We start from the raw sequence: 24,452 nt of genomic DNA on the forward strand, positions 1-24,452 counted from the left end.
CAGGAAGCAATCACATGTGAGAATTTATGATATAGCGTTAACCTGCCCCTTAGCTTAACCGTAAGACAGTCGACTATTTAGCCGGCTGTCTACTTAAAGGGGATAATACCATTCTGCAACTTTTTTCTGTTCATGTTCTTGCTACCTTCAGCATGCTACCTTACTAGAATTCATCTATTTCAATGAAATTTCAAATGTGGAATCCACGTTACCTGCAAATACAATGCGGCCGTTTTCTGGTAAAATAACCTCATTCTTACCGCTAACCACGGTGTGATTAATACATACACCCTTTTGATCATATACGGCGAAAGCGCCATTTTCAGGCATTTTTACCGTCATGACTTTTCCTTTCACCATTGCGGGTACAGAATACCATTTGGCATAACCGTCTGCTTGAATCGTAGTTACAGATTGTTTGCCCGAATAGAGTGGTTGTACAATTTCCTCACTGGCGTATACGCTACCTAAGGCTGTAATGTACTCTACACCGTTCTTTTGAGAGAAATAAATTTCCTTTGTATCACGTCCAGCCATGCCAGGGATTTGCAGCTCTGTAACTGCTTCATTTGCTCCAATAATCTTATTATTGGACATGTACCCTGGCGTCTCTTTATTCGAGTTGATCGGAATGATTGGTGATGAATGGAGATACACCGTTGATGTATATTTCTCATTCACCACGTAATATCTTTTACCTTCACGTTTTTCCCATGAGGCGGTAATATCCTGGGATAACTCATTGGCTTCCAGCTTCTCCGCTTTATATTCTGAGAAAGCCAACTGACCAAGTCCTGGCAAGGATATATAAGATCGAGACCACAGATACGTACTTCCGTTCTTCTCCGTAACAAATTTCAACTTTTCTGTGCCTTCATCGTTAACAAAAGTACCGTCCGCTGTATATGTGTATGTTTGAGCCGGATTACTCGGAGCAGTGAGTGTGGATACAGTCATTTGTCCAGCATGATTCATTTCGATCTTCTTAACCGAATTATTGCCACCATATATACCGGCATACGCGGATATTTCTTTGGGTATATCAGCCTTCACGGGCAAGCCAAAAGATTTTTCCGGCTTTCGTTCTGTAATAATGCCCTTTTCCTCAAGTGCGCTGAGCAATAATTCACTCGCAATGAACTGATCTTTGGCACTTGTCCCTCCAGATGAAGTAACGGCTGCAGCCAGATTGTATTCCGGCAATACGATTAATGAGGAGTGATACGATATCGTATCTCCACCTTTCGTTACTGCTTTGATGCCATATTCACTGAATGGGTACAAATTCACACTATCCCACCCTAGCCCGTAAGATATAGACGTATCGCTATCCTCCGGCCACATGCCTCTTTTGTATTCTTCTTGCGCCATAGCTTCTATCGACTTACTGGAAAGAATGCCTTCCACGTCGCCCGTGAAGATTTGTGAAAATTTCACAAGATCTTCAGCGGTGGAATAAATGCCTCCAGTAGCGATGATATTATAATTCTCTTGGGGAAGCTGACCGTCAACCAAAGGAGAATAGATTCCAGCCATATCTGTTGGGTCAACGATATCCTGTGGTGTTTTGGTATGCTTCATGTCCAGAGGCTTCGTAAAATAGTGGTGTATAAAAGCCGTAAAGCTCAAGCCGCTAACACGTTCAACCATAATCTCGGCTAACGTAAAGCCGTCGTTACTATACACCGAGTATGCGCCGGGATCTGCCTTCAGGTTTTGGTTCGCCAATTGCTCCAGAAAGTTATCATGTGAATACGTATCATTATCTCCGTACAATGTGGCATTGCTGCCAGTACTGCCCAGCAGACCGGAAGAATGATTTAACAGCATGCGCGGTGTGATTTGTGTGTAGCGATGATCTTTCATTTTAAAGTCAGGGATATAGTTCACAACAGGCTTATCCAAATCAACCTTGCCTTCGTCAACCAGCTTCATCACAGCCGCTGTAAGCACCATTTTGCTAGTTGATCCTATGCCATAGATGGTATTTGAAGTAAGCGGGATCTTGTCCTTTAGATCGTTCTTGCCCGTTTGACCGGACACCACAATCTCTCCACCATCGATTAATGCATATTGCACACTGGTCGTACCGTACGTCTCGGTAAGGATCTTGGCTTTCTCCGCTACTGTTTTCTTGGTTGGTTCATACAAAAGATTGCTCCTGTTATCGGCAGCTGGTGTGGCCATTACTGACATCGGAGCTAACATCGTTAACACCAGGGTTAACGCAGCGATTGAAGTTCTTTTTCCCTTTTGTCGTCCCATTCACATCATCTCCTGATTTTAATGTTTTGGTTGATTAAAGTTCTTTTGGATCTATAAATTTCACCTCTGGATACAAGTCGCTCGGCCCCTGAATCAGATCTCCACCCGTTCCTTTCAATTGCTTATTAAAGAAATCGAGTACATATTGATTTACGATGTTTGCTCCTCTTTTACCATTGATGTCTCCTGTAATGCCCGACAGCTTAATCAACTCCGAATAGAATTGAAGATCCGTGAAATTGAAGTGCTGGGTTCCTTCTACATAAATCACATTTCCCCCGTGTTCAATAACATTTTTCATAATGTGCAGCTCATCTGAGAGAAATTTATTGACTTCATTATCCGAATTTCTATCATTTTCAAAATTGACTAACCAGTCTTTAAAACCTCCCGATCTGATGAACATAAACGGCTTGTTTATATCATCTCTGTTTTCCACTTCATTTAGTGACCCGTCCATATTGACCCCGGCCTTGATTCTATGATCTAAATACGTTGCATTAAATGCCGTTGCACCCCCAAAAGAATGCCCCATCGCGCCTATGTTATTTAAATCAATTTTCCCTTTGAATTGACTTTCAATTGCACCTGAATTCAGCTTTTCGATTTGATTGATTACAAACTCCACGTCTTTTGTCCATATATCCCCGATTTTTGTACGATCATCTATGGTTGTCATCTTTGTTGTATAGCCCGTTACACGGCCATCCGGAAAAAGGGTAGCGAAGGTGCTGTACGTATGATCGATTGTTACTACGATAAACCCATGACTGGCCAGACTCTCCGCCTGTGATGCTTGTAGAATTCTACTGGTTCCCATACCATGAGATAGCAGTACCACGGGATAAGGACTTGTGGAAGGTAATATTTCTACATTTTCATAAGAGTTGGTTTGACTATACTTCAAGTAGTCGAGCAAAAATTCGGGCAGTTTTAAAGAAGCAGAGAAGCTCTGAATATACTTTTTGAACATTTCTTTATTATTTGGAAACAGCGTGTCACGCTTGTTGTTATTCATGTTCTCAGTAGGATACCAGACTTGAACCATTAGTTCCCTCTTGTCGCTTTGATCTTCAGTTAAGACTTCGTCTCTGTTCTGGTCCGTAAAATGAAAGGTTTGAGTACCCACTTTCTCTGGACCATCCGGCTTCGGCAAATTAAAGACAGGTAAGTATACAGACAAGGCAGTAGAAGCAACCAGCAGAATGACAATTAGGGAAGATAAACTATATTTCAACAGCTTTCCTATTTTTAGATTGATCATCTTTTCGGAATGTCTGAGTAAAACAATAAGTATGAATAGAGCCGTCATGATATATACCACAAGCAACTGCCATCTATATCCCTCAACCAACAATTGAACTACGAGTATAACGCTACTTCCGATCCCCAAACCCAATCCTGTTTTCTTTGCACTTCTTTTAATAAACAATAGATCTACGAGTAAAGCGAAACAGGATAAAACTAAAAGTATTTCAAATAATCTCATTTTGAATGCCTCTCTCTTTCATCACGGACATCGTCCGAATTAGATATATTATGGAGAAGCCGCCCCGCAGGACGGTTTCTCATATTCGTTCATGCACACCTGTTAAGTTAAAGAATGTACATCTACACCATATTTACTTCGCTTCGTTCATAAAAGCTCTAACGTCTTCAGCAATTTTTTTGAATTGAGTATGGTGTAAATAATGTGAACCATCCATTGTGATAACTTTCCCATGTACGGAATCCTTTATCTGCCCTTCATGCAGCGGTATCCATCCTTCTACACCTTCATTATTCGCTTGTACAAAGAGAAGAAGTGGAAGATCTTTAGGGAAAGTTAAACCTTGAGCACCTTTAAAATTGGAATAAATATGATCCATCTCGTTTAATGACGTGGGATTATACATGTTTTTATTCGAGATCATTTTCATTTGCTCAACCGTCTGACCATCAAATGCAAGTCCCTCATAGGGGTCTGCACTCACTTTCATCATTAATCTTAAGAGACCTGTATTTCTGAGAAGAGCAAACGTTTTTAATGGGAACTTCGCATCTGTAATACTTGGTTGGGTGGAGACACTACTGTCAATACCGACAAAAGCAGTCACCTCATCCGGATATTTGTTCACATAATCAATACCGTAAATGCCTGCAATAGAGTGACCCATGAGCATGTACTGATGAATATCAAGTTGTTGCAGAGCTTCATGAACTTCACTTACGATATTCTCTGTGGTCCTTTCCTTTTCAGTTTCATCACTTAATCCATAACCGAATGGCTCAACCGCCACAACTTTGTAATATGGAGTTAATTCATCAATAAGCAACTTGAAATCAAGCGCTGGTGTTGCTGTTCCAAAACCGGGCAGAAGCACAATCGTTTCCTTGCCTTCACCTTGAATGAGCACATTCATATTTTTCCCGTCTACAGATACATGCTGACCGTAGGGCTCTATCTTTTTCGCCTCCGAATGACTACTAATCACATTCGTGATATAAACAATACCTAGAAACAAAACAATGGCGATTACGATTGCTCCTAGTATTTTAAGTATCATGTTTCGTACTTTCTTGGCCTTCGATCCATTCTTCGCTTTCTTTTCTTCTGGTTGTGTCACTCTCATCTTCTCCTGTCTTGAACTGTTGGTTAGGCTTGCTTCATTGCCATTAATGAAATCTTAACTAATGAAAATGTACTCTCCGTGACGTCAATATGAACTGAATATGAACAAGCAAATAAATTAATAATTACGGTGACGTCATTGGCGGATAAATTTCCGTGAACACATTATTGGATTTCCTTCATAAATTCCCGAAATGGAATGACCCATAAGGATATAACGCTCGATATGGAGACTCTGTAAAGCTTCATGAATTTCACTTACGATATTTGCCGTACTGCGTTCCTTTTCGGTCTGATCGCTCAATCCGTAACCAAAAGGCTCAACCACGACCACTTTATAATATGGAGTCAGCTCTGAGATAAGCGGCTTAAAATCTAGTGCTGGTACGGCTGTTTCATAACTGGGTAGAATCACGACGGTCACCATGACGACAATATGAACGGAGTATGAACTAACAAAAAAAGGCCACGTTTCACATACAAGGAAGCTTGTATGTGAAACGTGGCCTGAAAATTCGGTTAAAACATAATCCAGTGTAATATTCTGTTCTATACATTCATCTCTCCTGTATGTCTAAATATCGGTGGGTGGCGTGATTGGCAATGAAACGATAAAGGTCGTTCCCTGACCCACTTCGCTCTCCACCTCAATATCACCTTGATGAAGCGATACAATCTGTTTAACAATGGCAAGCCCCATACCACTACCGCCATACTTGCGACTATGAGAACGATCCGACTTGAAAAATCGTTCAAAAATACGCTTCTGGTCTTCGAGAGGAATTCCGATGCCCGTATCGGAGATTCGTACGGATACATTTTTGGCATCCTGCTTGATATCGACGTCAATTACGCCGCCATCCTTGGAAAATTTGATACCGTTGCTGAGAATGTTCGTCCATACCTGGTTCAACTGGTCGTGATCAGCCGTAACTTTAACGGTCTGTAAATCCAGTTCAAAATGAATATTGCGTGAAGACCATTGTGGCTGGAGAGTTACAATGACCCGCCTGATCTGTTCATCCAGGCTCAGTGTGCTAAGTCGCGGTTGCTGTGACTGCGATTCGAGCACACTGAGCTTGAGCAGATTATCACTCATTTTAGACATCCGCTTGGCCTCGGCGATTATAATATCAAGATAACGACTTCGTTCATGATCTGCGAGATTGACTTGTTTCAGTGCTTGAGCATAACCGGATATCGAAGTAAGCGGAGATTGAACCTCGTGTGACACATTCGTTACAAATTCCCTGCGCATCTGCTCCAACTGCTGCAGATCATGCATCATTTCTTCGAAGCTTCGTGCCAGCGTCCCCAGTTCTCCGGTTTGCTTGATATTCAGCTTAACATTGAAATCTCCAGCAGCGATCCGTTTGGTCGCCTTTGTCAGTTTTTTGATCGGTCTAACCAGAAATACGGAAGCAATCAGAATGATAATACTTCCTGCAAGCAATGAACAGGTTGCAAAGATCGAAGCCCATTGGACGACAAACAAGGAAGAAGGTGGAGAGAGCGTCTCAAAAAACATTGCTTTCGCTCCCATTTCCGTTTTCACCGGTAAACCTAAAAGAACTGTTGCAATACCGTTCGGATTGTCCTGGACTACGCCTCCATCTAACACTTTCTTTAGTTGCTCTTTCGTCACCGTGGCCGATTTATGTCCGTTAAGCTTTCCATACGACTGGAACTTACCCGATGCATCGTAAATTCGAATATGATATGAATTCAGTAGCTTCATTCCACTCACGAACGATTCTGCTTCACTTAATGGAAGGGTCTTGTAAATCTGCACGACATCTTGGCCGAAGTTACGTATGTTAATTTGAGCATTTTCATTCAATTGATCTTCAAATATCATCGTGGACATAAAAAAAGAAATGACTGTGCCGGCGATGACGGAGACCAGAAATGTCAGGACCACACGGATATATAACGATCTAATCATTCGTAAACCTCAAGCCGGTACCCCAGACCTCGCACCGTTTCGATCCGAAAATCGGGTGTTGTTGCGAACCGTTCACGCAGGCGTTTAATATGTACGTCTATCGTTCGATCATCACCGGCGTAATCAATACCCCAGATTTGATCGATCAATTGCTCACGTGTATAGACTTGTCCGGGTGTTCCAGCGAGTTTATAGAGCAATTCGAACTCCTTCAGCGGCAACGTAAGCGACTCTGTTCCGCTTGTCACCTTGTAGGTTTGTCGATCCAGGATGACGTTGCCGAAATGGATCGTCTGCGTGGAGCCGATTTTGTATCGTTTCAGTAATGCTCGAACACGAGCCGTGAGCTCCAACGGATCAAACGGTTTCGTCAGATAATCATCGGTTCCCAGTTCGAATCCCTTCACTTTCTCCCAGGTCTCCCCTCTCGCCGTCAGCATGAGCAACGGAAGATCAGGATTGGCTCTTCGCAGCTCCTTGCATAACGTCCAACCATCCATGATAGGCATCATGATATCAAGCACAACAAGATCGACATGTGTTGAGCCGTAAACGGTCAGTGCCTCCTTGCCATCCGCAGCTTCTGCCGTTTCGAATCCGTCATTTTTCAAAAATAAACAGACGAGCTCCCGAATATTCGGATCATCGTCAGCAACTAGTATTGTAGGCATTTGTTTCCTCTTTTCCTGTTTCCATGTCATGTAGTCGTAATCATTATACTATTATTGAATTTGTAAAAAGCAAGAAGCACGTAAGAAATTTAATTACGCCATCCCCTCAGAATGTTCTGCATCCCCGCCTTGTTATGAAGAAACTGTGTCACACGAGAGCCGTTGGCACCAGATGGATGAGGGAATCCCCATAAAATTTTCCCATTGTCTATCCGATGTTCATCAAGCAATTGATGAAGTACAGCCTCCACCGACTTTCCTAATGGAATAATAAGAGGATGCTTTAACTGTTCCAATTCAGGCAGAAATGACTCAAGTACAGATTGATACAAAAATTCATTTTTAGTAATGGAAGGCTGGTGTCCATTGTAATTTTGCTTATTCACGAAGACCGGATATCGAATCAGGGAAGTTGTATGTAACAATGTACAGTCTGCTCCAAAAAGCCTTTGCACATGGGGCACTGTTAAGTAGTCATGCAGCCCTATCTCCTGGAGCATTTGAATCAAGTTGGTACGCATGGAGCCGGCCATTCTTGCCGCTATTTTGGCTTCTTTACAGGCTTGTTCGTATGAATGATGTTCCTTCAGAGCTTGGATGGCCGTTCTATAAGCAATCTCCATCTGTTGCCACCCTGGTGTGATGCCTACAAGCATGACTTTTGCGGAAGGATTGATATATTCATTATGCGGAGAATAGAATATCTCAATCTCTCCCGAAGAGCTTAATTTCAGATCATTAATCAGCAGTTGTGCTTTTGTATACTTTGGCTGTATCGGGAATGAATTCATTAGGGTAATCAGATGCTTTTGGTGAGTGGAAGATATCAGCACAATGCTCACTCCTTACGGCCTTATGGGTTTGGCTTCCCTGTAAATTATCACTTGTATCTTTTATTTTGTACAAAAAAAGCCGAATTCATTGAAATAAAAAGGGTAATTGACAGACAACGTCCATCGATTACCCTTTATGGCATTCTTTTTAGGCTGAATGGGCCGGAAGTTGTACTGTGAATGTTGCACCTTCTCCCGGCTCACTAAACACAGAGATGGTGCCATCATGCATCTCCACAATCTTATGCACGATGGACAGACCCAGCCCACTGCCTCCCATGGAACGTGTACGGGATTGATCCACCTTGTAGAATCGTTCGAATATGCGAAGCTGATCCTGTTTGGTGATACCGGGACCACTGTCCGTAATGCGAACACTCACCTTGTCTTCACTCTGCGTAAGGAAAATATCAATCTTTCCACCTTCTGGTGTGAACTTGATTGCATTATGAATCAGGTTGATCCATAACTGAATCATCAAGTCCTCGTCAGCAAAAATTTCAACTTCTTCCAGCTCTACGTTCATATCAATTTTTTTGTCATCCCATTGGGGTTCGCAAGCCAGAACAAGAGTCACCAGCTGCCGATCCAATCGGTAAGATGTTTTATGAGATGCATGCTCGGTTGAATCCAGAACGGCGAGTTTCATCAAATTATCACTGAGTCTGGACAAACGGACACATTCGGTCTCAATGATCGTCAGATACTTTTCCCGTTTCTCCTGATCCATATCTTTATTTTTCAACGCTCTGGCGAACCCGCTGATTGACGTGAGCGGTGATCCGATCTCATGTGATACGTTCGAGATGAACTCCTGACGTAGATCTTCCATCACTTTGAGGTTCGCTGCCATATCGTTAATACTATCTACCAGCTCGGCTAACGGATGATTATGTCCTGGCCTTCCGTTTCTTTTCACATAAGCCGAATCCAGATTTACACGAAAATCGCCACGGGAAATACTTCTTAACGCCTGAATCATCTCGTGTAGGAAGTCATATTCCCTACCTTTGACCAGCGGGCCGATAATGACAATGAATAATCCAAAAAAAATAAATCCGAGCATGGCATTGATGAGTAAACTAATCAAATCATGCGGATTCCACGAAATATAGGCATACGCACTCTTGGTAATGTAGAATGCCGCTGTCCAGCAGGCAAACAGGGCCAGAGATACCAGAATGAAATTTCTGGCAACATGAAGAAATCCGGGCCCCTGCTTCATTGCCTTACCTCCAGACGATAGCCCAAACCTCGCATGGTACGAATGACGAAAGCATGCTCTTCCTCCGGAAACCGTTCACGAAGACGCTTGATATGCACATCAATCGTTCTCTCGTCCCCTTCATAATCATAACCCCAGATCTTTTCGATTAACTGATCCCGGGTAAAGGTCTTGCCAGGATAGCTCGCAAGAGTAAACAACAGTTCAAATTCCTTGCGTGGCAACACAATATCCTGATCCCCCTGCCTGCACTCATACGTATCACGCCGCAGAACAAGTTCTCCAAGGGGTATCACTTGTGAAGTCATAATACGATATCGTTTCAACAAGGCCTTCACCCGTGCGACCAGTACCAGCGGGTCAAAAGGCTTCACTAAATAATCATCCGTCCCAAGTGTAAATCCTTTAATGATCTGCGAAGTTTCCCCTTTTGCCGTTAACATCAGGAGCGGCAAATCCGTCTGCTCTCTCAACTGACGGCACAGCTCCCATCCATCCATACCCGGCATCATAATATCGAGAACGACCAGGTCGACCTTATGGTCAGCGAGTAATCGCAGTGCATCCAGTCCGTCAACAGCCTCGATTACATGCAAACCTTCCTGCTGCAAAAAATGTCCTACCAGCTCTCGGATATGCGGGTCGTCATCAACGACCAATATGCTTGTCAATGTGACCACCTCCATTTTTTCAACCTTGCCTTATACTTCACATTCTGTCAAGAAGGAGACCTTATGCCCTGCGGGCATACGTCTCTTTCCTGACATCCAACACGTTTCAGCAAAATTTCATGACTTTCAATTATGTTCTACGCATATATGCCCGTACGGTCAATGGTGCAAAAATGGCGACAATGACCGCAGCTCCGGCAAGGCTAGTCACCAGATCGGTTCCCATTGTCCCTTGATTCGCCAACTCCCGTACAGCTGAGACCAGATGTGATATCGGATTGACATTGACAACCCACTGAAGCCAATTCGGCATCGTATCTACCGGAACGAAAGCGTTCGAAGCAAAGGTGAGCGGAAACAGCACGAGCATAGAAATCCCCTGTACACTGGAAGCTGTACGAGCAATAACACCGAGAAAAGCAAATATCCAACTGATTGCCCAAGCGCATATAATAACCAGCAATCCTGCCAAAGCGACATGGCCTAGTCCACCTGCAGGGCTATATCCCAATAAATAGCCAATCGTAAAGGTAAGGAACGTTGCAATGGTATATCGAATCGTGTCTGCCAGCAATGCTCCAGCCAGTGGCGCAATACGAGCTATAGGCAGCGATTTGAACCGGTCGAATACCCCTTTATCCATATCCTCACGCAATTGCACCCCCGTAACAACGGAGCTTGTAATTACCGTCTGGACCAGTATACCCGGAATAATAACCAACAAATAAGCTTGAATATTTCCCGAGATCGCACCGCCAAAAATGTACGTAAACATCAAGGTGAAAATGATCGGCTGTAGTGTAACATCAAATAACTGCTCTGGTGTACGCCGAACCTTCAAAATCCCACGATAAGCCATCGTTAAGGAATTCCGGACGGTTTGCCCAAAGCTTGTGTATTTTCTCAGCTTCCGACTTGGGTTTTGTTTCGCTATTGAACTGTTCATGCTCGCAACTCCTTTACTGCATTTGATTTTTGAGATTCTTGAGATGTTTGAGACGCATGGCCACTCGCATCTTGGCCTGTAATGGTCAGAAACACTTCATCAAGTGTAGGTTTCTGGACACTCATCTCTGCCAGATCAATGCCTGCGGAACGGAAGGCGATCAGTAGATCTGCTGCAATATTCGCATTCGCCATAGGTGCAGTAATCTTCCCTGCTTCCGCCGATACACTGGATTCTGTCCGAAGGATCTGCTCCACAATCTGCCGAGCGTGTTCAATCCGTGTCGGTTCCTGGATGCGCAGCTGAAGTGATGCAGTACCAACTGAAGCCTTCAAATCATCCACCGTGCCCTCTGCCACAACATGACCCTGATCGATTACGGCAACACGATCGGCAAGTTGATCTGCTTCATCAAGGTATTGTGTCGTCAGAAGCACTGTTGAACCTGTTTTGACCAACTGCCGGATCGTATTCCACATCTGTGCACGTGTCCGTGGATCGAGTCCAGTCGTCGGTTCATCCAGAAAAATCAGCGGCGGCTGAGCAATAAGGCTTGCTGCCAGATCCAGACGGCGGCGCATCCCTCCCGAGAACCCTTTGATCGGACGTTTCGCCGCTTCCGTCAAGCCGAATTCTTCGAGAAGCTCAGCTGTTTTGCGTTTGGATTCTGCGCGGCCAAGGCCCAGAAGCCGTGAAAATATCATCAAGTTTTCATTGGCACTAAGTGACTCGTCAACGGATGCATATTGTCCTGTGAGTCCAATCAGCTGGCGTACGATATGTGACTCCTTCACCACATCATGGCCAAATATTTTGGCCGATCCTCCATCTGGCCGGAGCAGCGTGCCCAGCATTCGAATCGTTGTTGTTTTCCCTGCTCCATTTGGACCCAGTACGCCGTAGATTGTACCCGCCTTTACATTCAAATTCACACCATCCACTGCATGTTTATCTCCAAACGTTTTCATGAGTCCTTGTGCTTCGATCGCCCATTCTCCAAGGTCATTGCCTGTTGCTCTTTGCTCTGTATTGTTCAATTGTGGTTCCTCCCATATCGTTTATAGGGGAAGAATAACGTACTTTTATGAACTGAATATGAATGGAATGAAGTTTCAATTTTACAACATTAAAACCCCGCCAAGGTCCATATGGGACACTGGCAGGGTTGGGATCGGATTTTAATTTTCTAATTTGCAGGTTTGATATCAAAAAAGTCCAGTTCTCCATATCCTTCACCTTTGGAGAAGCGAATTTTGTTCACACCAGCCTTCAGCTGAATTCTCGCAGTAGACAGTCCCCAGTTCTCCCATCCCTTGTTCGTGATGTAGAAAGGGCTGGCCATGCCTTCATTTACACTCAGCAGCAGGTTGGACCAGTTGCCACCTGCGGTGCCATTCGCCGTCCTCGCCAGGAGAACATACTGGCCAGCAGTCGCTGCATTGACGTTAAATTCCACATAGCTGTCCGCAGTATCAATATGTCCAGCTTTCATGCCTCCTGAACCGGAAGGACTTTGGGAAGCGTAAGCGATCCCGCCATAAGTTCCCTCTTCTCCTTCATATCGAACGACCGGCTTTTCTCCCGAAGGCAAGGCAATAGGAACATTGGGATTCACAGGTGCACCCAAATTCGGGGTATTGTCGGCATTCCAGGTGAACTTCTGTATGCGGATTTCTCGATTCCATCCGGAATTATTGAATTTTGCTGTGTGGTACATGATCCAGTCCTCGGTCCCGTCAGGAGACTTGGTAAAGGAATGATGACCCGGGCCGTAAAGGCCGTTACCGGATTGGAAGATAGGCTGACTGCGCTTGCTCCAGGATGCCGGATTCAGCAAATTGCTTGAGGTGTTGGCAGTAATAAGCCCCAGACAATAATCATTGGTCCAGCTGCCACTTGCCGAGTACACAAGAAAGATGACACCCTTTCGAACGATTACCTGCGGTCCTTCATTTACATTCGGAGAATGATTGGTTTCCCAGGTGTAGGTTGGTCGAGCAATCTCCACACGATTCGAATCGATGGTCCAGGGATTGCTCATATGGGCAATATACAGATTCTGCCGTACATTCGTATCTCCTTCCCATCCCGACCAGAGGAAGTAGAGCTGTCCGTTCACCTGTAATACCGTCCCGTCGATGGCCCATTTGTTGGTTGGGTCCGTAATCTGTCCTTTGTATTGCCAGGTTCCCTGTGTGGGATCAGCTGATGTATTCTCCATAACATACATGCGGTGATTGACGTTATCTCCATCATCCTTGGCATAATAGATATACCATGCACCGTTGATGTAATGAAGCTCAGGGGCCCAGATGCCGCAGCAGCCGGTATTTACAACCGTGGTTGGAGCCGCATCAACGGTTGTTAATTGTGCTGACTTCCAGATGGTAACGTCTCCGCCTGTCGTTTTGGTGAAATAGTAGAATCCGTCTGTGTGCTTGTAAACCCATGGATCAGCTCCATCCTGCATCACCACATTATAGAAGTTATTCTGAACGGTAGCTGCATGTGTCGTCTGTCCCATTGGAAAAATAAGAAATGCACATAAGGCCAGCAACAATTTGCTCCTGTAATTCATGATTTTCATCTACAGTCACGCTCCCTCTCCTATCGGATTATGAATCAAGCACGTAACTAACTCTTCAACGTTCAATCCTCGATAGCAGCCTTGCGGGAATTGATTCGACGAATGATTTCCGGGTCGAATTTGGGACGTCGGTCATAGGTGTACAGTCCATTCACTTCCTGTTCCACATCATACAGCTGGGTATAGCAAAACCCGAACATCTTTGGATGGTCCAGCAGGACATTGGTTAATCCCTCGTAGCGCGCAATGAAAGCCTCTTCGGATTGGGGTCTATCTCCATATCCCCAAGCATTCTCATCTTGCTGATCCGGGTTCCACCAGATACCACCGTACTCGCTGATAAAATAAGGCTGCCCTTCATACGTCTGCCGCTCCGGAAACGTATTGAACACTTCCCCGCCGCTTTTCATCGGTTCATATCTGTCACGGAACGTTTCCGGATTCTGATCATAGTCATGCAAATCGAAGATATCTGTCACCACATGAAAGTTACCGCTGGTATCAATGACAGGACGTGTCGGGTCCATTCGTTTAGTCATCTCATAGACAATACGGAGTACGTCGTTATCCTGACGCGTCCCACCACGATCCCATGTTTCGTTGAACGGACACCAACCGATAAGCGATGGATGATTGAAGTCACGTTCCATACCTTCCATCCATTCCGGCAGGAACCGGGCTAAACTTTCGGTCGTTGTAATATCCAGTCCCCAGTTGGCATGTTCTCCCCATACCAGGTAGCCTAGCTGGTCGGCCCAATACAGGAAACGCGGCTCAAACATCTTTTCGTGCAATCTCGCCCCATTAAAGCCAAGCTCCATAGAGATTTCGATATCCTTGCGCAGGTCCTCGTCGCTGGGTGCCGTATAGATGCCTTCCGGGTAAAATCCCTGATCCAGCACGAGCCGCTGAAAAATGGATTTCTCATTGATACGAAACGCCATACCATCCAGCCTTACCGTCCGTAGTCCAAAATACGAAGCAACCGTATCGCTGGTCTGATCCTGACCATTCAGCTTCAGTTCCAGATCATACAGTTTGGCATGCCCCGGCTCCCATAAATGGATCTCGGATAATGGAACGGTAAGCTTCACCGAAGGACCATGAACAACCGCCGTTGTCGACCCAACATCCTTTCCTTCAAAGCGGGCATTTGCAGTCAGTTCACCTCCAGCAGCGTTACCGCATATATTCGCTTCCAGGTGCACGCATGAATTATCCGGATCAGCGACGACTTTCATGTCGGATAGATACACCTCTGGCACCTGCTCCAGCCACACGGTCTGCCAGATCCCCGTAGTCCGGGTGTAATCACAGCCATGTGAATGGAATTGTTCGCTCTGTTTGCCTCGCGGCTGGCGCCCAGAACGCACATCATCTTCCGCATACACCGTGACTACATTTGTACCCGATGAGACATGGGATGTGATGTCAAAATGGAAGGGTGAGTAGCCACCCCGATGCTTACCAACGGCTTTTCCGTTGACCCAGATCTCCGCTTCATAATCAACAGCGCCAAAATGAAGCAAAATGCGTCCGTTCATCCAGTTATCTGGAATAGAGAATTCCCGTTTATACCATACCGCCGCCATAAAATCGGTATATGCCACACCGGACAGCTTGCTTTCTGGGCAGAATGGGACGGTGATCGTTCCAGCGAGATGATGCCCGGACTGCTCATAGCCGCGTTCTTTTCCGCTTTTTCCATGATCCATTTCAAACTGCCAGGTTCCGTTAAGATTGGTCCAATTGCTCCGCACCCACTGAGGGCGAGGGTATTCCGGGCGGGGTGTCTGTAACATCTTCTCTTTATTCATGTAAAATCACTCCTATTAGTCTTTGATTGAACCGAAGTATACTCATTTTACAAAAAATCAGTGAGATCCATATAAGCGCCGTCATTCTATCCGGCCTCAAGCCCCCCAGGGTAACGTTCGGGATTGATAATGATATCGGGAAGCTCGCCGGATGAGATCATCAGAGTAAAGGCATCCGCCTCCTGTCCAACGGACGGTGTAATAAAGTTCACTTTAATACCGGTCAATTGCTCCACTTGCTTTTGCACGGCTTGATTGTTCATGTCCGGAATGCTGGGATTGGCTGACATGCAAACGTTCAGCGTGGCATCTGTTTTATAGGGATAGGCTGAATAATCGTTGGGAATGATCCGAACATATCCATCCCCCCGCTACGAATTTGAAATCCTCCCCAGAACGTTTTTGATCTGAATAGTAATGTTCTGTATTCGAATCAAAGTATAGTTACACAATAATTAGATGTCAACGTTTTCAATTTAATTTATTGTAACAAATTGCATTTGCCATTCCTGATTGTTTTTCTACAAGAAACATAAGAAAACGAAATGAGTAACTGTAAAATAGCTGAAATACCGCTGATTTAATACAATTCACATGAATTCAATGACAGTAGAAGTATTGCTTTATTCCATGAATGACCGCACGCGTTTCCATCAAATTATTTACTTGTTTTGTTTTTAATTACAAAATATTTGTAACTATAGGCACACTTATACACAATTCTCGAGCCTTAGGTTTCACTCTCCCGATGGAAGTTGAAGCGCATGATCATCGCTGAAAGGCACACCAAAATCAGGTGAACCATCGCCGTTCCATTCAAATTTTTGAATGCGCGTTGCCCGTAAACCCGTATCTGCACCCGGTGCAGGAAGAGCATGATATACAATCCAGTCCTCCAGACCATCCGGTGACGTTGTAAAACTGTTGTGCCCTGTGGCATATACATTATTTTCAATACTTTTTCGAAAAACAGGCTGCAAGGATTTGGTCCATCCCGTTATAGAGTAAGGGTCAGACATCCGCATAATATAGATCGCTGACCCATAGTCCGGAAAATGACCATAACCTGCGTACAAAAAATAGAGCACGCTCCCCCTCTTCAACACGGTGCCATCCAGACCGGGGACAGGAGTTTCCAGTGCCCCCTTCCATACCCAGTCACCTTCCATAGGATTTAAACTTTCATTCTCCAGTACGCAAATTCGCCGTGAATCGTCCCCTCCACCATCATTAGCCGTATAATATATGTACCATTTTTCATTCAAAAAATGGATTTCCGGTGCCCACACACAACCGTGATGAAGCCCTGGCGGAATCATAATGAGGTCACCCGCACCCACTTTGACATTCTGCTCAGGCGAACTGTAATACCCTTCTCCATCCAGTATAAGTGTGAGTTCGTCATAAGCATGTGAATGGGACTTGAATAAGCCCTCGCCCTGCTCCAGATGAAACAAGTGAGGTTTGAAACGCTCGATACTCACGATAGATGAGGTACCGTTATTTGGCATATCTCGCATCCTTATCGCCCGCATTCATCGTATACTTTACCTGCATCTTAATATTCTGTTCATGATCTCCGAATTCATTGCCGAACAGATTCATACCGCCCTGATGTCTTGCATCCGGATGGATTCCAATTCGTAATCTTAACTTGTGTTTATCCTCGAGATGAAGATCGGACAGGGACACATCCGAAACTTTCTCTTTGTCCAGCATGGTCTTGTTGTCGTCCACACGCCATTTTTTGAGAATGCCGTACTGTGTGGAACCATCAGACCACCATGCCGGATTCAGTTTGCCACGGCGGTCACCCAAATCTCCGGGACTTGTCCACATCCCGATCTCAGTGCCATTGACCCAAACAGAAATATCCGAAGGCCACTCATTATTATAGGTTGCTACTTCAGAACAGATTTCCATGGACAATTCCAAAGCTTCAATCGTTGCACCTTGCGGAATATCCATCGGAAGCAAATATTCCAGATACCCTTTTGCCAGCCAGATGATCTGAGCATCAATATGCTTGGGATGATAAAAGCTTGCCGGGTCGTCTTCCTTCAGAATCATTTCCTCCGTGCTCGCCATACCACATGTTGGCGCAACCTCACAATCGCTGTAATGCCCTATCGGCATATGAACTTCATAGACATTCGTATCCCGTTGGAGAAAGGAACTCACCCTGTCCAGGGCAATATGAATATCATCATAATTGCGGCTGCAAACCTTCATGGCCCCGCGCGAAGCTGGAAGCATTTCTGTATGTATTAAATGGGCGGCCTCCAGCACTTTAATATGGTTGGCTACCGTCGACACTGGCAGGTTCAACGCCTCGGCGATTTCGATAATGTTTAGCTTGTTTGCATTCAAAAGCTGGAGAATGTCAATCCGGGAACGAGTTGACAAGGCGTGAGTGACACTTACTAGTTTTTCCGGGTCGTTAAAGCTAAGTTCCAGCACGATTCTGCTCTCCTTTGGAAAAGTTAAATTAAAAATAATTTTACTGAATAACAGGAATAAACGCAATGATACCATGTGTAATCCTGGTACCTCAGCTCTCATTTGAGAACATTTTCCACGTAATTTTTCCTGTAACTAAGGCAATGAATAGAGTAATCTGTATTTCTGCATTTTTAGTGAAAGGAAGGTTATACGTGATAAATGAAATCAATAGCTGGATCAGGCATATTGCTTCTAACTATATCTTGATTATTGCGGCAGCTGTTATTTTTTTTGCGATCAAGGCTGTAATTGGATTCTATACCTACAAGCATTACAATAAAAAGTTAGACCATCTGCACCACAAAGTCGATTTGCTCATGAAGGAGCAGCAGCATTTTGCCCGGTCGTTTTCCCCTCCTGACGAAAATAAGCACATGACGCAGAAAGAAGACCACGTCGAGTCATCGGCACCTCCCCTAATGTAATTTTCTCATATCTATTTGTATGGTAACCCGTGAAATCCTTCCCCTACTCTGTCACATAAATAGCTGTTTTGTCATATGTACTATCATATCTAGCTTAAGCATATATTCAGCCAACATTGCTGCAGCTCCTACTTGCGCGAATTTATCCCCTTGACTCTCTGCCACGGTTGAATCAAAGCCAATGGCTTAAACGATATAAAAGCCGCAGATCGGATGCTGTTAGGCATCCAATCTCGGCTTTTTGTATGACAAGTATGATATTCGCCTTTCTCCTAGTGCCCAATCTTCACGGGCAAGTAGGTCAGGGACTGACCTGGAGCCGAGACGGTAAGATGGTTTTCCAATTCAAATGATTCAACCGATTCGATAAAGGGCACCCTTTCTACAAATGCGGTCAAAGCAATACTCAATTCCATTCTCGCCAGTGGAGCACCCAGACAGAAATGTGGACCATTTCCAAAGGTAAGATGTTTTTTGTTATTAGGACGGTGAATATTCAATTCGAACGGATTCTCAAATACGTTCTCATCCATATTCGCCGCACTCATCCATGAGATGACAACATCCCCTTTTTTCAGTTGCACACCCAACAGATCATTATCCTTCTTAACCGTCCGATGCCGCTTGGCATTATGAAATCGATAACGAAGCATCTCTTCCACTGCAAGTGGGACAAGCTCAGGGTTCTCTCTTAATTGAACATACAGGTTGGGGTCATCATAGAGAAAAGAATAAAATGTACTGGATACCATGTGACTGGTTGTTTCAATACCGGCTCCGAGCAAAAGCATTGTGGTCCGAACAACCTCATCATCGGAAAATTTCTCGCCGTCCACATCCACCTTCAGCAGATCCGTAATGATATCGTCACCAGGCTGAGTCCGTTTCTGAACGACAATAGGGTACAGGAACTGGTAATACTCCTGCGCTGCGACCTGCTTTTTCAGTTCCATTTCCTCTGCATTTTCGTTATTTGCAGGTTGAAACAGAATGTCTACCCAGCTTTTGAAGCGATGGCTGTCTGTTAGCGGGATACCCAATAAATCAGCCATAACCATTGACGGCAAAGGTGCTGCGAGAGCTTGTACGATGTCGATCGTTGTATCGAGCTCGATGTCCTCGACCAGTTGAGTTGCAATGTTCCGAATCCGCGGCTCCCAGTTTTTCAGGCTGCGCGGTGTAAATGCAGCAGAGAGCAGCGAACGGCTTTTTTGATGGCGCGGGGGATCAATGCTCGAAATATTCATTTTGTCCGGGGGTGTACCTTCCTTGTTTTTGGCACCAACGGATATGGTTGTTCTTGAGCCTTCGGATGAGAAATATTCATGATTGCTTAGTACCTGCTTAACATCGTCATACCTGAACACATTCCAGGTGTCCGTATCCTCATGATAGTAGACAGGTTTCTCCGATAACATTTTCCGAAACCAGTGAATTGGGAAAAACTCCTCCGATCTTGACTGGAAATTGCTTATATCGTGAACACGAATCACTTCTTTGTACATCCAAACACCGCCTCTCGAACTATTTTTCTTTGTCGGCACATGAATTGACAGTTCAGCGCACAACCAATTTTATACCAACCGTATATTATTTGAAATGAAACTTTTGAACTAAATTCAAAATATGTATAATTTAAGGTGTATTTTTATACTACTCGTACATTTAATGTTGAAAATTAAGAAGAAATTTGGTTTACTGCTATGTAGTTCCATATCACTAGGAATGAACATGTCTAAACCGAATACGTGGACCATATGGTTTACTATGGTATGCTTGAACACGAGGTTCATTTTTTTTGCACATGGGTTCGTTCGGGAGGGATACAGTGAATTGGATACGTCCATTGAATAGAGGAGAATCTGTCTTTAAAGTTAAAAATAATCGCATTGTCTACTTTGCAAAATTATCTATTCCACTTAATGCCCTTATCGCAGTTGGAAAAATATTTTTGGGGATCTACTCCCTCTCTTTCTTTTTATGCATTAACGCCTTCTATAATATCGGCATTGCTGTTGCCAAGTATTTCGCAGCAAAAGCACATGAGGACTCGAATCTTGATGATTCCAGCCCGGAGGAAATCCTAAAAAAACAATACGCTGCATACCGATTTATAGGCAATATTGTACTCGCTTCAAGTGTGGTGTACATCATTTATTGCAGTAAGTTATTATTTGTTGCAAGCAGCAGAACACATTATCCTCACTATGTTGCCTTCATTATAGCTGCCGTTACTTTTACCGAAATTGCGGTATCTCTTGGGGGCGCGATTATGGCGAGACGGAATAATGAGCCAGTCATTGAAGCTATCAAGCTGACAAATTTCTCCTCATCCTTGATCTCCCTTTCCTTGACACAAACTGCGATTATGTCATTCACATACAAAGGAGATCCCACCTTTTACAATGGACTGTCAGGTATCATTTTTGGTGCTCTTGCAGCACTCATTGGGCTGTATATGATATTACGAACTCCGGCAGATGAATAGCCATCTTATAATCCGTTGAAAAGACATCCGCGTATAGTTGATCCTGACTATTGTTGGATGTTTTTGGTTATATCAAATCATTGTAAGAATAAGCCCGAATTAAAGAAAACTGTTTGGCAAGAAAATGTGGGGCATAGGGCATGTCATTGCGAAGCCAGGATACAATGGTTCCTATCAGGGCTGAGGAACTGTACCAGATGGCGATCTCCTTATGAATACCCGCTTGTGCAAGAGAGCTTCCTATCTCCAAACTTTCAATCTTGGCCGATACGAGTCTCGTTAACAATTTCAAAAGCCTTTCCGTAAAAATGGGTGTGCGTCTGGAGGCAAGAACAACACGATAGAATTTGGAATGGTCAGCAAAGTGTTCAAGCAATTTAACAAGTACAGGCCAACCATCGTCTTTGGCAGCATCCTCTAACGGAGGAGCATACTCGTCCACGATCCGTTCAATGTGCTCGATCATCTCGTCCGCCATTTTCTCCATCATGTCTGTGATGTCCCGATAATGCAGATAGAAGGTCACACGGTTGATCGTCGCTCGTTCTGCAATCCGATTGACCGACAATTTTTCGATGTCCATTTCCTGCAAAAGATCTACAAAAGCATCACGAATCAACTGCCTCGTACGAAGTATACGAGGGTCTGTAGCAGACTTCTTTTCGTTTTTCATCGCAAAATCCCCTCCTCAAATTTTAAAAATTACAATTTTAAATGATCAGTCGTTTATTTACGAATTAGACTACATATTTTATTTTTCCGTAAAATAAGCAACGAAAATACCCAAAATCGTAAATTGTATTCTTCGGGAATATGTATATAATTCAATAGATACAATGTAAACTATACAACACGTTGTAAATTTAGTCACGTGTGGATTGAAAGGATGGAATGGATTGAGCCAGGCTAGATTAAAAGAAAGAGATGACGTAAAAAAGGGCCCCATACTGTTTGTTATGATTTTGGGTGCATTTCTTGCCACATTGAACCAAACCGTAATGAGTGTGGCAACTCCGGAGCTGATGGGTGATTTTAATATCTCAGCAGCAACAGCCCAATGGTTTACAACAGGTTACATGCTGGTGAATGGTGTACTTATTCCCATCACGGCCTATTTCATGCAACGCTTCTCGACACGGCAATTATTTCAAGCTTCGATGTTTATTTTCCTCATCGGTACGATTATATCTGCCCTTGCGAGCAATTTCGGTACACTGTTGACAGGCCGTATGGTTCAAGCAGCCGGTGCTGGTATTATCATGCCATTGTTAATGCATGTCATTCTAACCTTGTTCACTCCTGAGAAAAGAGGCGCCGCAATGGGCATGGTCGGTTTTGCCATCATTTTCGCTCCGGCGATTGGGCCGACCCTTGCTGGTTATATTCTTGAAAATTACACATGGCAAACGATGTTTTACGGAATGATTCCACTAACCGTTATCGTTATTGGTTTTGCGTTTGTATACCTCAAGAATGTATCGGAACGAGTCAATACCAAATTCGACACACTCAGTGTATTGCTGTCCACGATTGGATTTGGTGCATTACTGTATGGCTTCAGCCGGGCGGGAAGTCTGGGATGGTCAAGTGCAGAAGTCATCATATGCCTTGCAGCAGGAGTTGTTTCTCTTGGACTATTCACATGGAGACAACTTGCATCTGCAAATCCCCTGCTCGATCTGCGGGCCTTCAAGTATAATATGTTCTCTCTGACCACGATCATTAATATCGCGATCACGATGATCATGTATGCTGATATGATGCTGCTTCCGTTATACCTCCAAAATGCACGGGGTTACACTGCATTGGAGTCCGGATTATTGCTGCTTCCAGGAGCGCTTGTCATGGGCTTCCTGATGCCGATTACGGGTAGATTGTTTGACCGTTTTGGCGCAAAATGGCTGGCGATTATCGGGATGGTTATCACAATCGTAACCACTATCGGGTTCATTGATTTGACCGATTCTACCAGCTACACCTACCTGGTATTAATGTCAACAGGTCGCCGAATTGGTATGGCCTTGCTCATGATGCCAATTCAAACGGCAGGTTTGAATCAGCTGCCACCACGACTTGGACCACACGGTACAGCGATATCCAATACCGTTAGACAAGTGGCTGGCGCAGTTGGTACTTCATTACTCGTGAGTGTAATGACCAGTCGTACAATGACACATGCGCAAGATATGGTTGCAACGGGTGCAGCCAACGGATTAACGAAGCAGCAGTTGGGAATGGAGTCCATGATTCAGGGAATTAATGATGCTTACGTTGTCATTATCGGCATTGCTGTTCTCGGATTGTTACTTTCCTTCTTCATTAAACGTACCAAACAGGCAACAGAGGACGATTCCAAACAGCCTGTAAGACAAAAAGTCTCCATGAATACAAATTAAAAATAGCATTTACATGAATTGCATCTTGTATAGTGCTTGGTATCTTATACAAAAAAGCGGCAGTCCGGACCCTATGCTTTACGTCCAATCTGCCGCTTTTTGTGTATTGAATTATGAATAATAGTCTTCTCACATAAGTAAGCTCAACTTCGTTATCGTTTCATTTCGTGCTCCCCATCGGGACACTCCTGATTTGTTCGAGATATGATCTGCAATTCTTGACAATCCTGCCTGCCTCGCCTTGAAGAGAACCCGATTCAAATTCCGTCTGAAATGCCTGTAGAGTTACTTCCAACATGGAAATATTGATCTCTTTCTGTTCGACTAAGCAAAGCAGCCCTTTTGTCAGTTCTTTCGCTTTAATAGACACTTCCGATTGGAGAATGGCATAACTGAATTTCTGAAGACCTGCAATCAGGCTGTTTTTATCCAGCGCAATGTCTTTGGAATCAGGAGCAATCATCGAAAGACTAGGAAAATCGATAATATGCTCCTGTCTTTCCAGCATGGAACGCAGTAAAATTTCAATATAATTCAGCACTTTTGGCACAAGATGACTCCAATCCGGTTGGTCGAGATGGAAATTTCTCCACGTATTTGAGATTTGATGTACCATGCCAAAACAAAAAATAGCTCCTTCAAAAGCAAAGGGTTTTAATTCTTCGCCAAATACCTGTACCAGTCTTTCCGATAACCAATTTAACTGCATGCGAGTCAGATTTGCCACATCACATTTCCCAGAATAAAAGCCTGTCCAGAATAGCTCCACAACACGCTGTTTTTCAGGCAAAATCATCGGCATCATAATCTGATCCACCAGTAAATCAAAATCGGAAGCATAGCTTTGACTCTCCAAATTTTTGCGAATCATCATGTCTTCCTGTACACGTTGCTCCAGAATAGCAAGAATACAATCATCTTTCGAACTAAAGAATTTATAAAATGTTCCTTTGGACACACCCGACTCATCTAGGATCATTTGTATGGAGGTGCTGGTCACTCCATGTTTCTCAAAGAGCACAAGAGCAGAGTCCAATAACATTTGTTTCCGTTTATTCATAAGTTCCCCC

21 protein-coding genes and 1 pseudogene are annotated in these 24,452 nt (G+C 44.1%); 3 read left to right on the plus strand and 19 right to left on the minus strand.

The annotated features are described in order from the left end of the window. Positions 1–174: 174 nt before the first annotated feature. From Q0V21_RS10240 to Q0V21_RS10315, 16 genes and pseudogenes are all read right to left on the minus strand, one after another. Complete coding sequence (locus Q0V21_RS10240; protein ID WP_301878742.1) at positions 175–2,265, minus strand: serine hydrolase domain-containing protein; 2,091 nt, start codon at positions 2,263–2,265, stop codon at positions 175–177. 34 nt (positions 2,266–2,299) lie between these two features. Then, on the minus strand, positions 2,300–3,754 hold the full coding sequence (locus Q0V21_RS10245) for an alpha/beta hydrolase family protein (protein ID WP_301878743.1): 1,455 nt from the start codon (positions 3,752–3,754) through the stop codon (positions 2,300–2,302). Between the two features lie 133 nt (positions 3,755–3,887). Continuing rightward, a complete protein-coding gene (locus tag Q0V21_RS10250; protein WP_301878744.1) occupies positions 3,888–4,871 on the minus strand; it encodes an alpha/beta hydrolase in 984 nt (327 codons plus the stop codon). A gap of 186 nt (positions 4,872–5,057) precedes the next feature. Continuing rightward, positions 5,058–5,303 (minus strand): annotated as a pseudogene (locus tag Q0V21_RS10255) (alpha/beta fold hydrolase); the annotation flags it as partial. 147 nt (positions 5,304–5,450) lie between these two features. Then, positions 5,451–6,821 (minus strand): HAMP domain-containing sensor histidine kinase, encoded by a 1,371-nt coding sequence (locus tag Q0V21_RS10260; RefSeq protein WP_301878745.1) that lies wholly within the window; start codon positions 6,819–6,821, stop codon positions 5,451–5,453. After that, entirely contained in the window at positions 6,818–7,492 is a 675-nt protein-coding gene (locus Q0V21_RS10265) for a response regulator transcription factor (protein WP_285077078.1), read from the minus strand. The genes Q0V21_RS10260 and Q0V21_RS10265 overlap by 4 nt, the downstream gene beginning before the upstream one ends. A gap of 89 nt (positions 7,493–7,581) precedes the next feature. Further along, positions 7,582–8,325 carry a hypothetical protein gene (locus tag Q0V21_RS10270; RefSeq protein ID WP_301878746.1) on the minus strand — a complete coding sequence of 248 codons (744 nt, stop codon included), beginning with the start codon at positions 8,323–8,325 and terminating at the stop codon, positions 7,582–7,584. Between the two features lie 148 nt (positions 8,326–8,473). After that, positions 8,474–9,550, minus strand: coding sequence for a sensor histidine kinase (locus Q0V21_RS10275; protein WP_301878748.1), 1,077 nt, complete (start codon positions 9,548–9,550; stop codon positions 8,474–8,476). Further along, entirely contained in the window at positions 9,547–10,221 is a 675-nt protein-coding gene (locus Q0V21_RS10280; protein ID WP_301878749.1) for a response regulator transcription factor, read from the minus strand. Before Q0V21_RS10280 ends, Q0V21_RS10275 begins: the two co-directional genes overlap by 4 nt. 130 nt (positions 10,222–10,351) lie before the next feature. Then, positions 10,352–11,167: an ABC transporter permease gene (locus Q0V21_RS10285; protein WP_301878750.1), complete on the minus strand. Its 816-nt coding sequence runs from the start codon at positions 11,165–11,167 to the stop codon at positions 10,352–10,354. Then, a complete protein-coding gene (locus Q0V21_RS10290) occupies positions 11,164–12,135 on the minus strand; it encodes an ATP-binding cassette domain-containing protein (RefSeq protein WP_301879536.1) in 972 nt (323 codons plus the stop codon). The genes Q0V21_RS10285 and Q0V21_RS10290 overlap by 4 nt, the downstream gene beginning before the upstream one ends. A 218-nt stretch (positions 12,136–12,353) precedes the next feature. Beyond that, entirely contained in the window at positions 12,354–13,754 is a 1,401-nt protein-coding gene (locus tag Q0V21_RS10295) for a family 43 glycosylhydrolase (RefSeq protein ID WP_301878751.1), read from the minus strand. Positions 13,755–13,816: 62 nt separating this feature from the next. Beyond that, a complete protein-coding gene (locus Q0V21_RS10300) occupies positions 13,817–15,571 on the minus strand; it encodes a glycoside hydrolase family 2 protein (RefSeq protein ID WP_301878752.1) in 1,755 nt (584 codons plus the stop codon). Between the two features lie 86 nt (positions 15,572–15,657). Beyond that, positions 15,658–15,834, minus strand: coding sequence for a hypothetical protein (locus Q0V21_RS10305; protein WP_301878753.1), 177 nt, complete (start codon positions 15,832–15,834; stop codon positions 15,658–15,660). Positions 15,835–16,308: 474 nt separating this feature from the next. Beyond that, the gene (locus Q0V21_RS10310) at positions 16,309–17,082 is read right to left on the minus strand and encodes a family 43 glycosylhydrolase (protein WP_079344397.1); all 774 of its coding nucleotides are present in this window, start codon (positions 17,080–17,082) and stop codon (positions 16,309–16,311) included. Next, positions 17,072–18,031, minus strand: a complete 960-nt coding sequence (locus Q0V21_RS10315) for an ArsR/SmtB family transcription factor (RefSeq protein WP_301878754.1) — start codon at positions 18,029–18,031, stop codon at positions 17,072–17,074. Before Q0V21_RS10315 ends, Q0V21_RS10310 begins: the two co-directional genes overlap by 11 nt. A 194-nt stretch (positions 18,032–18,225) precedes the next feature. Between Q0V21_RS10315 and Q0V21_RS10320 the strand changes: the two genes are divergently transcribed. Next, positions 18,226–18,498 (plus strand): hypothetical protein, encoded by a 273-nt coding sequence (locus tag Q0V21_RS10320; protein WP_301878755.1) that lies wholly within the window; start codon positions 18,226–18,228, stop codon positions 18,496–18,498. Between the two features lie 272 nt (positions 18,499–18,770). Here the strand turns inward: Q0V21_RS10320 and Q0V21_RS10325 are convergent, their stop codons facing one another. Beyond that, on the minus strand, positions 18,771–20,003 hold the full coding sequence (locus Q0V21_RS10325; RefSeq protein ID WP_301878756.1) for a cytochrome P450: 1,233 nt from the start codon (positions 20,001–20,003) through the stop codon (positions 18,771–18,773). Between the two features lie 323 nt (positions 20,004–20,326). On the opposite strand from Q0V21_RS10325, the gene Q0V21_RS10330 reads away from it, so the two are divergent. Then, on the plus strand, positions 20,327–20,986 hold the full coding sequence (locus Q0V21_RS10330; protein WP_024634364.1) for a hypothetical protein: 660 nt from the start codon (positions 20,327–20,329) through the stop codon (positions 20,984–20,986). Between the two features lie 67 nt (positions 20,987–21,053). Here the strand turns inward: Q0V21_RS10330 and Q0V21_RS10335 are convergent, their stop codons facing one another. Continuing rightward, complete coding sequence (locus tag Q0V21_RS10335; RefSeq protein ID WP_024634363.1) at positions 21,054–21,659, minus strand: TetR/AcrR family transcriptional regulator; 606 nt, start codon at positions 21,657–21,659, stop codon at positions 21,054–21,056. A gap of 283 nt (positions 21,660–21,942) precedes the next feature. Here Q0V21_RS10335 and Q0V21_RS10340 point away from each other — a divergent pair, with 283 nt between their 5' ends. After that, positions 21,943–23,382, plus strand: a complete 1,440-nt coding sequence (locus Q0V21_RS10340) for a DHA2 family efflux MFS transporter permease subunit (protein WP_094938594.1) — start codon at positions 21,943–21,945, stop codon at positions 23,380–23,382. Between the two features lie 160 nt (positions 23,383–23,542). Here the strand turns inward: Q0V21_RS10340 and Q0V21_RS10345 are convergent, their stop codons facing one another. Then, a complete protein-coding gene (locus tag Q0V21_RS10345) occupies positions 23,543–24,442 on the minus strand; it encodes a TetR/AcrR family transcriptional regulator (protein WP_301878759.1) in 900 nt (299 codons plus the stop codon). Positions 24,443–24,452 lie beyond the last annotated feature (10 nt).

The sequence above is a fragment of the Paenibacillus sp. 11B genome, from assembly GCF_030487755.1.
In the GTDB taxonomy this organism is placed as follows: Bacteria; Bacillota; Bacilli; order Paenibacillales; family Paenibacillaceae; genus Paenibacillus; species Paenibacillus vandeheii.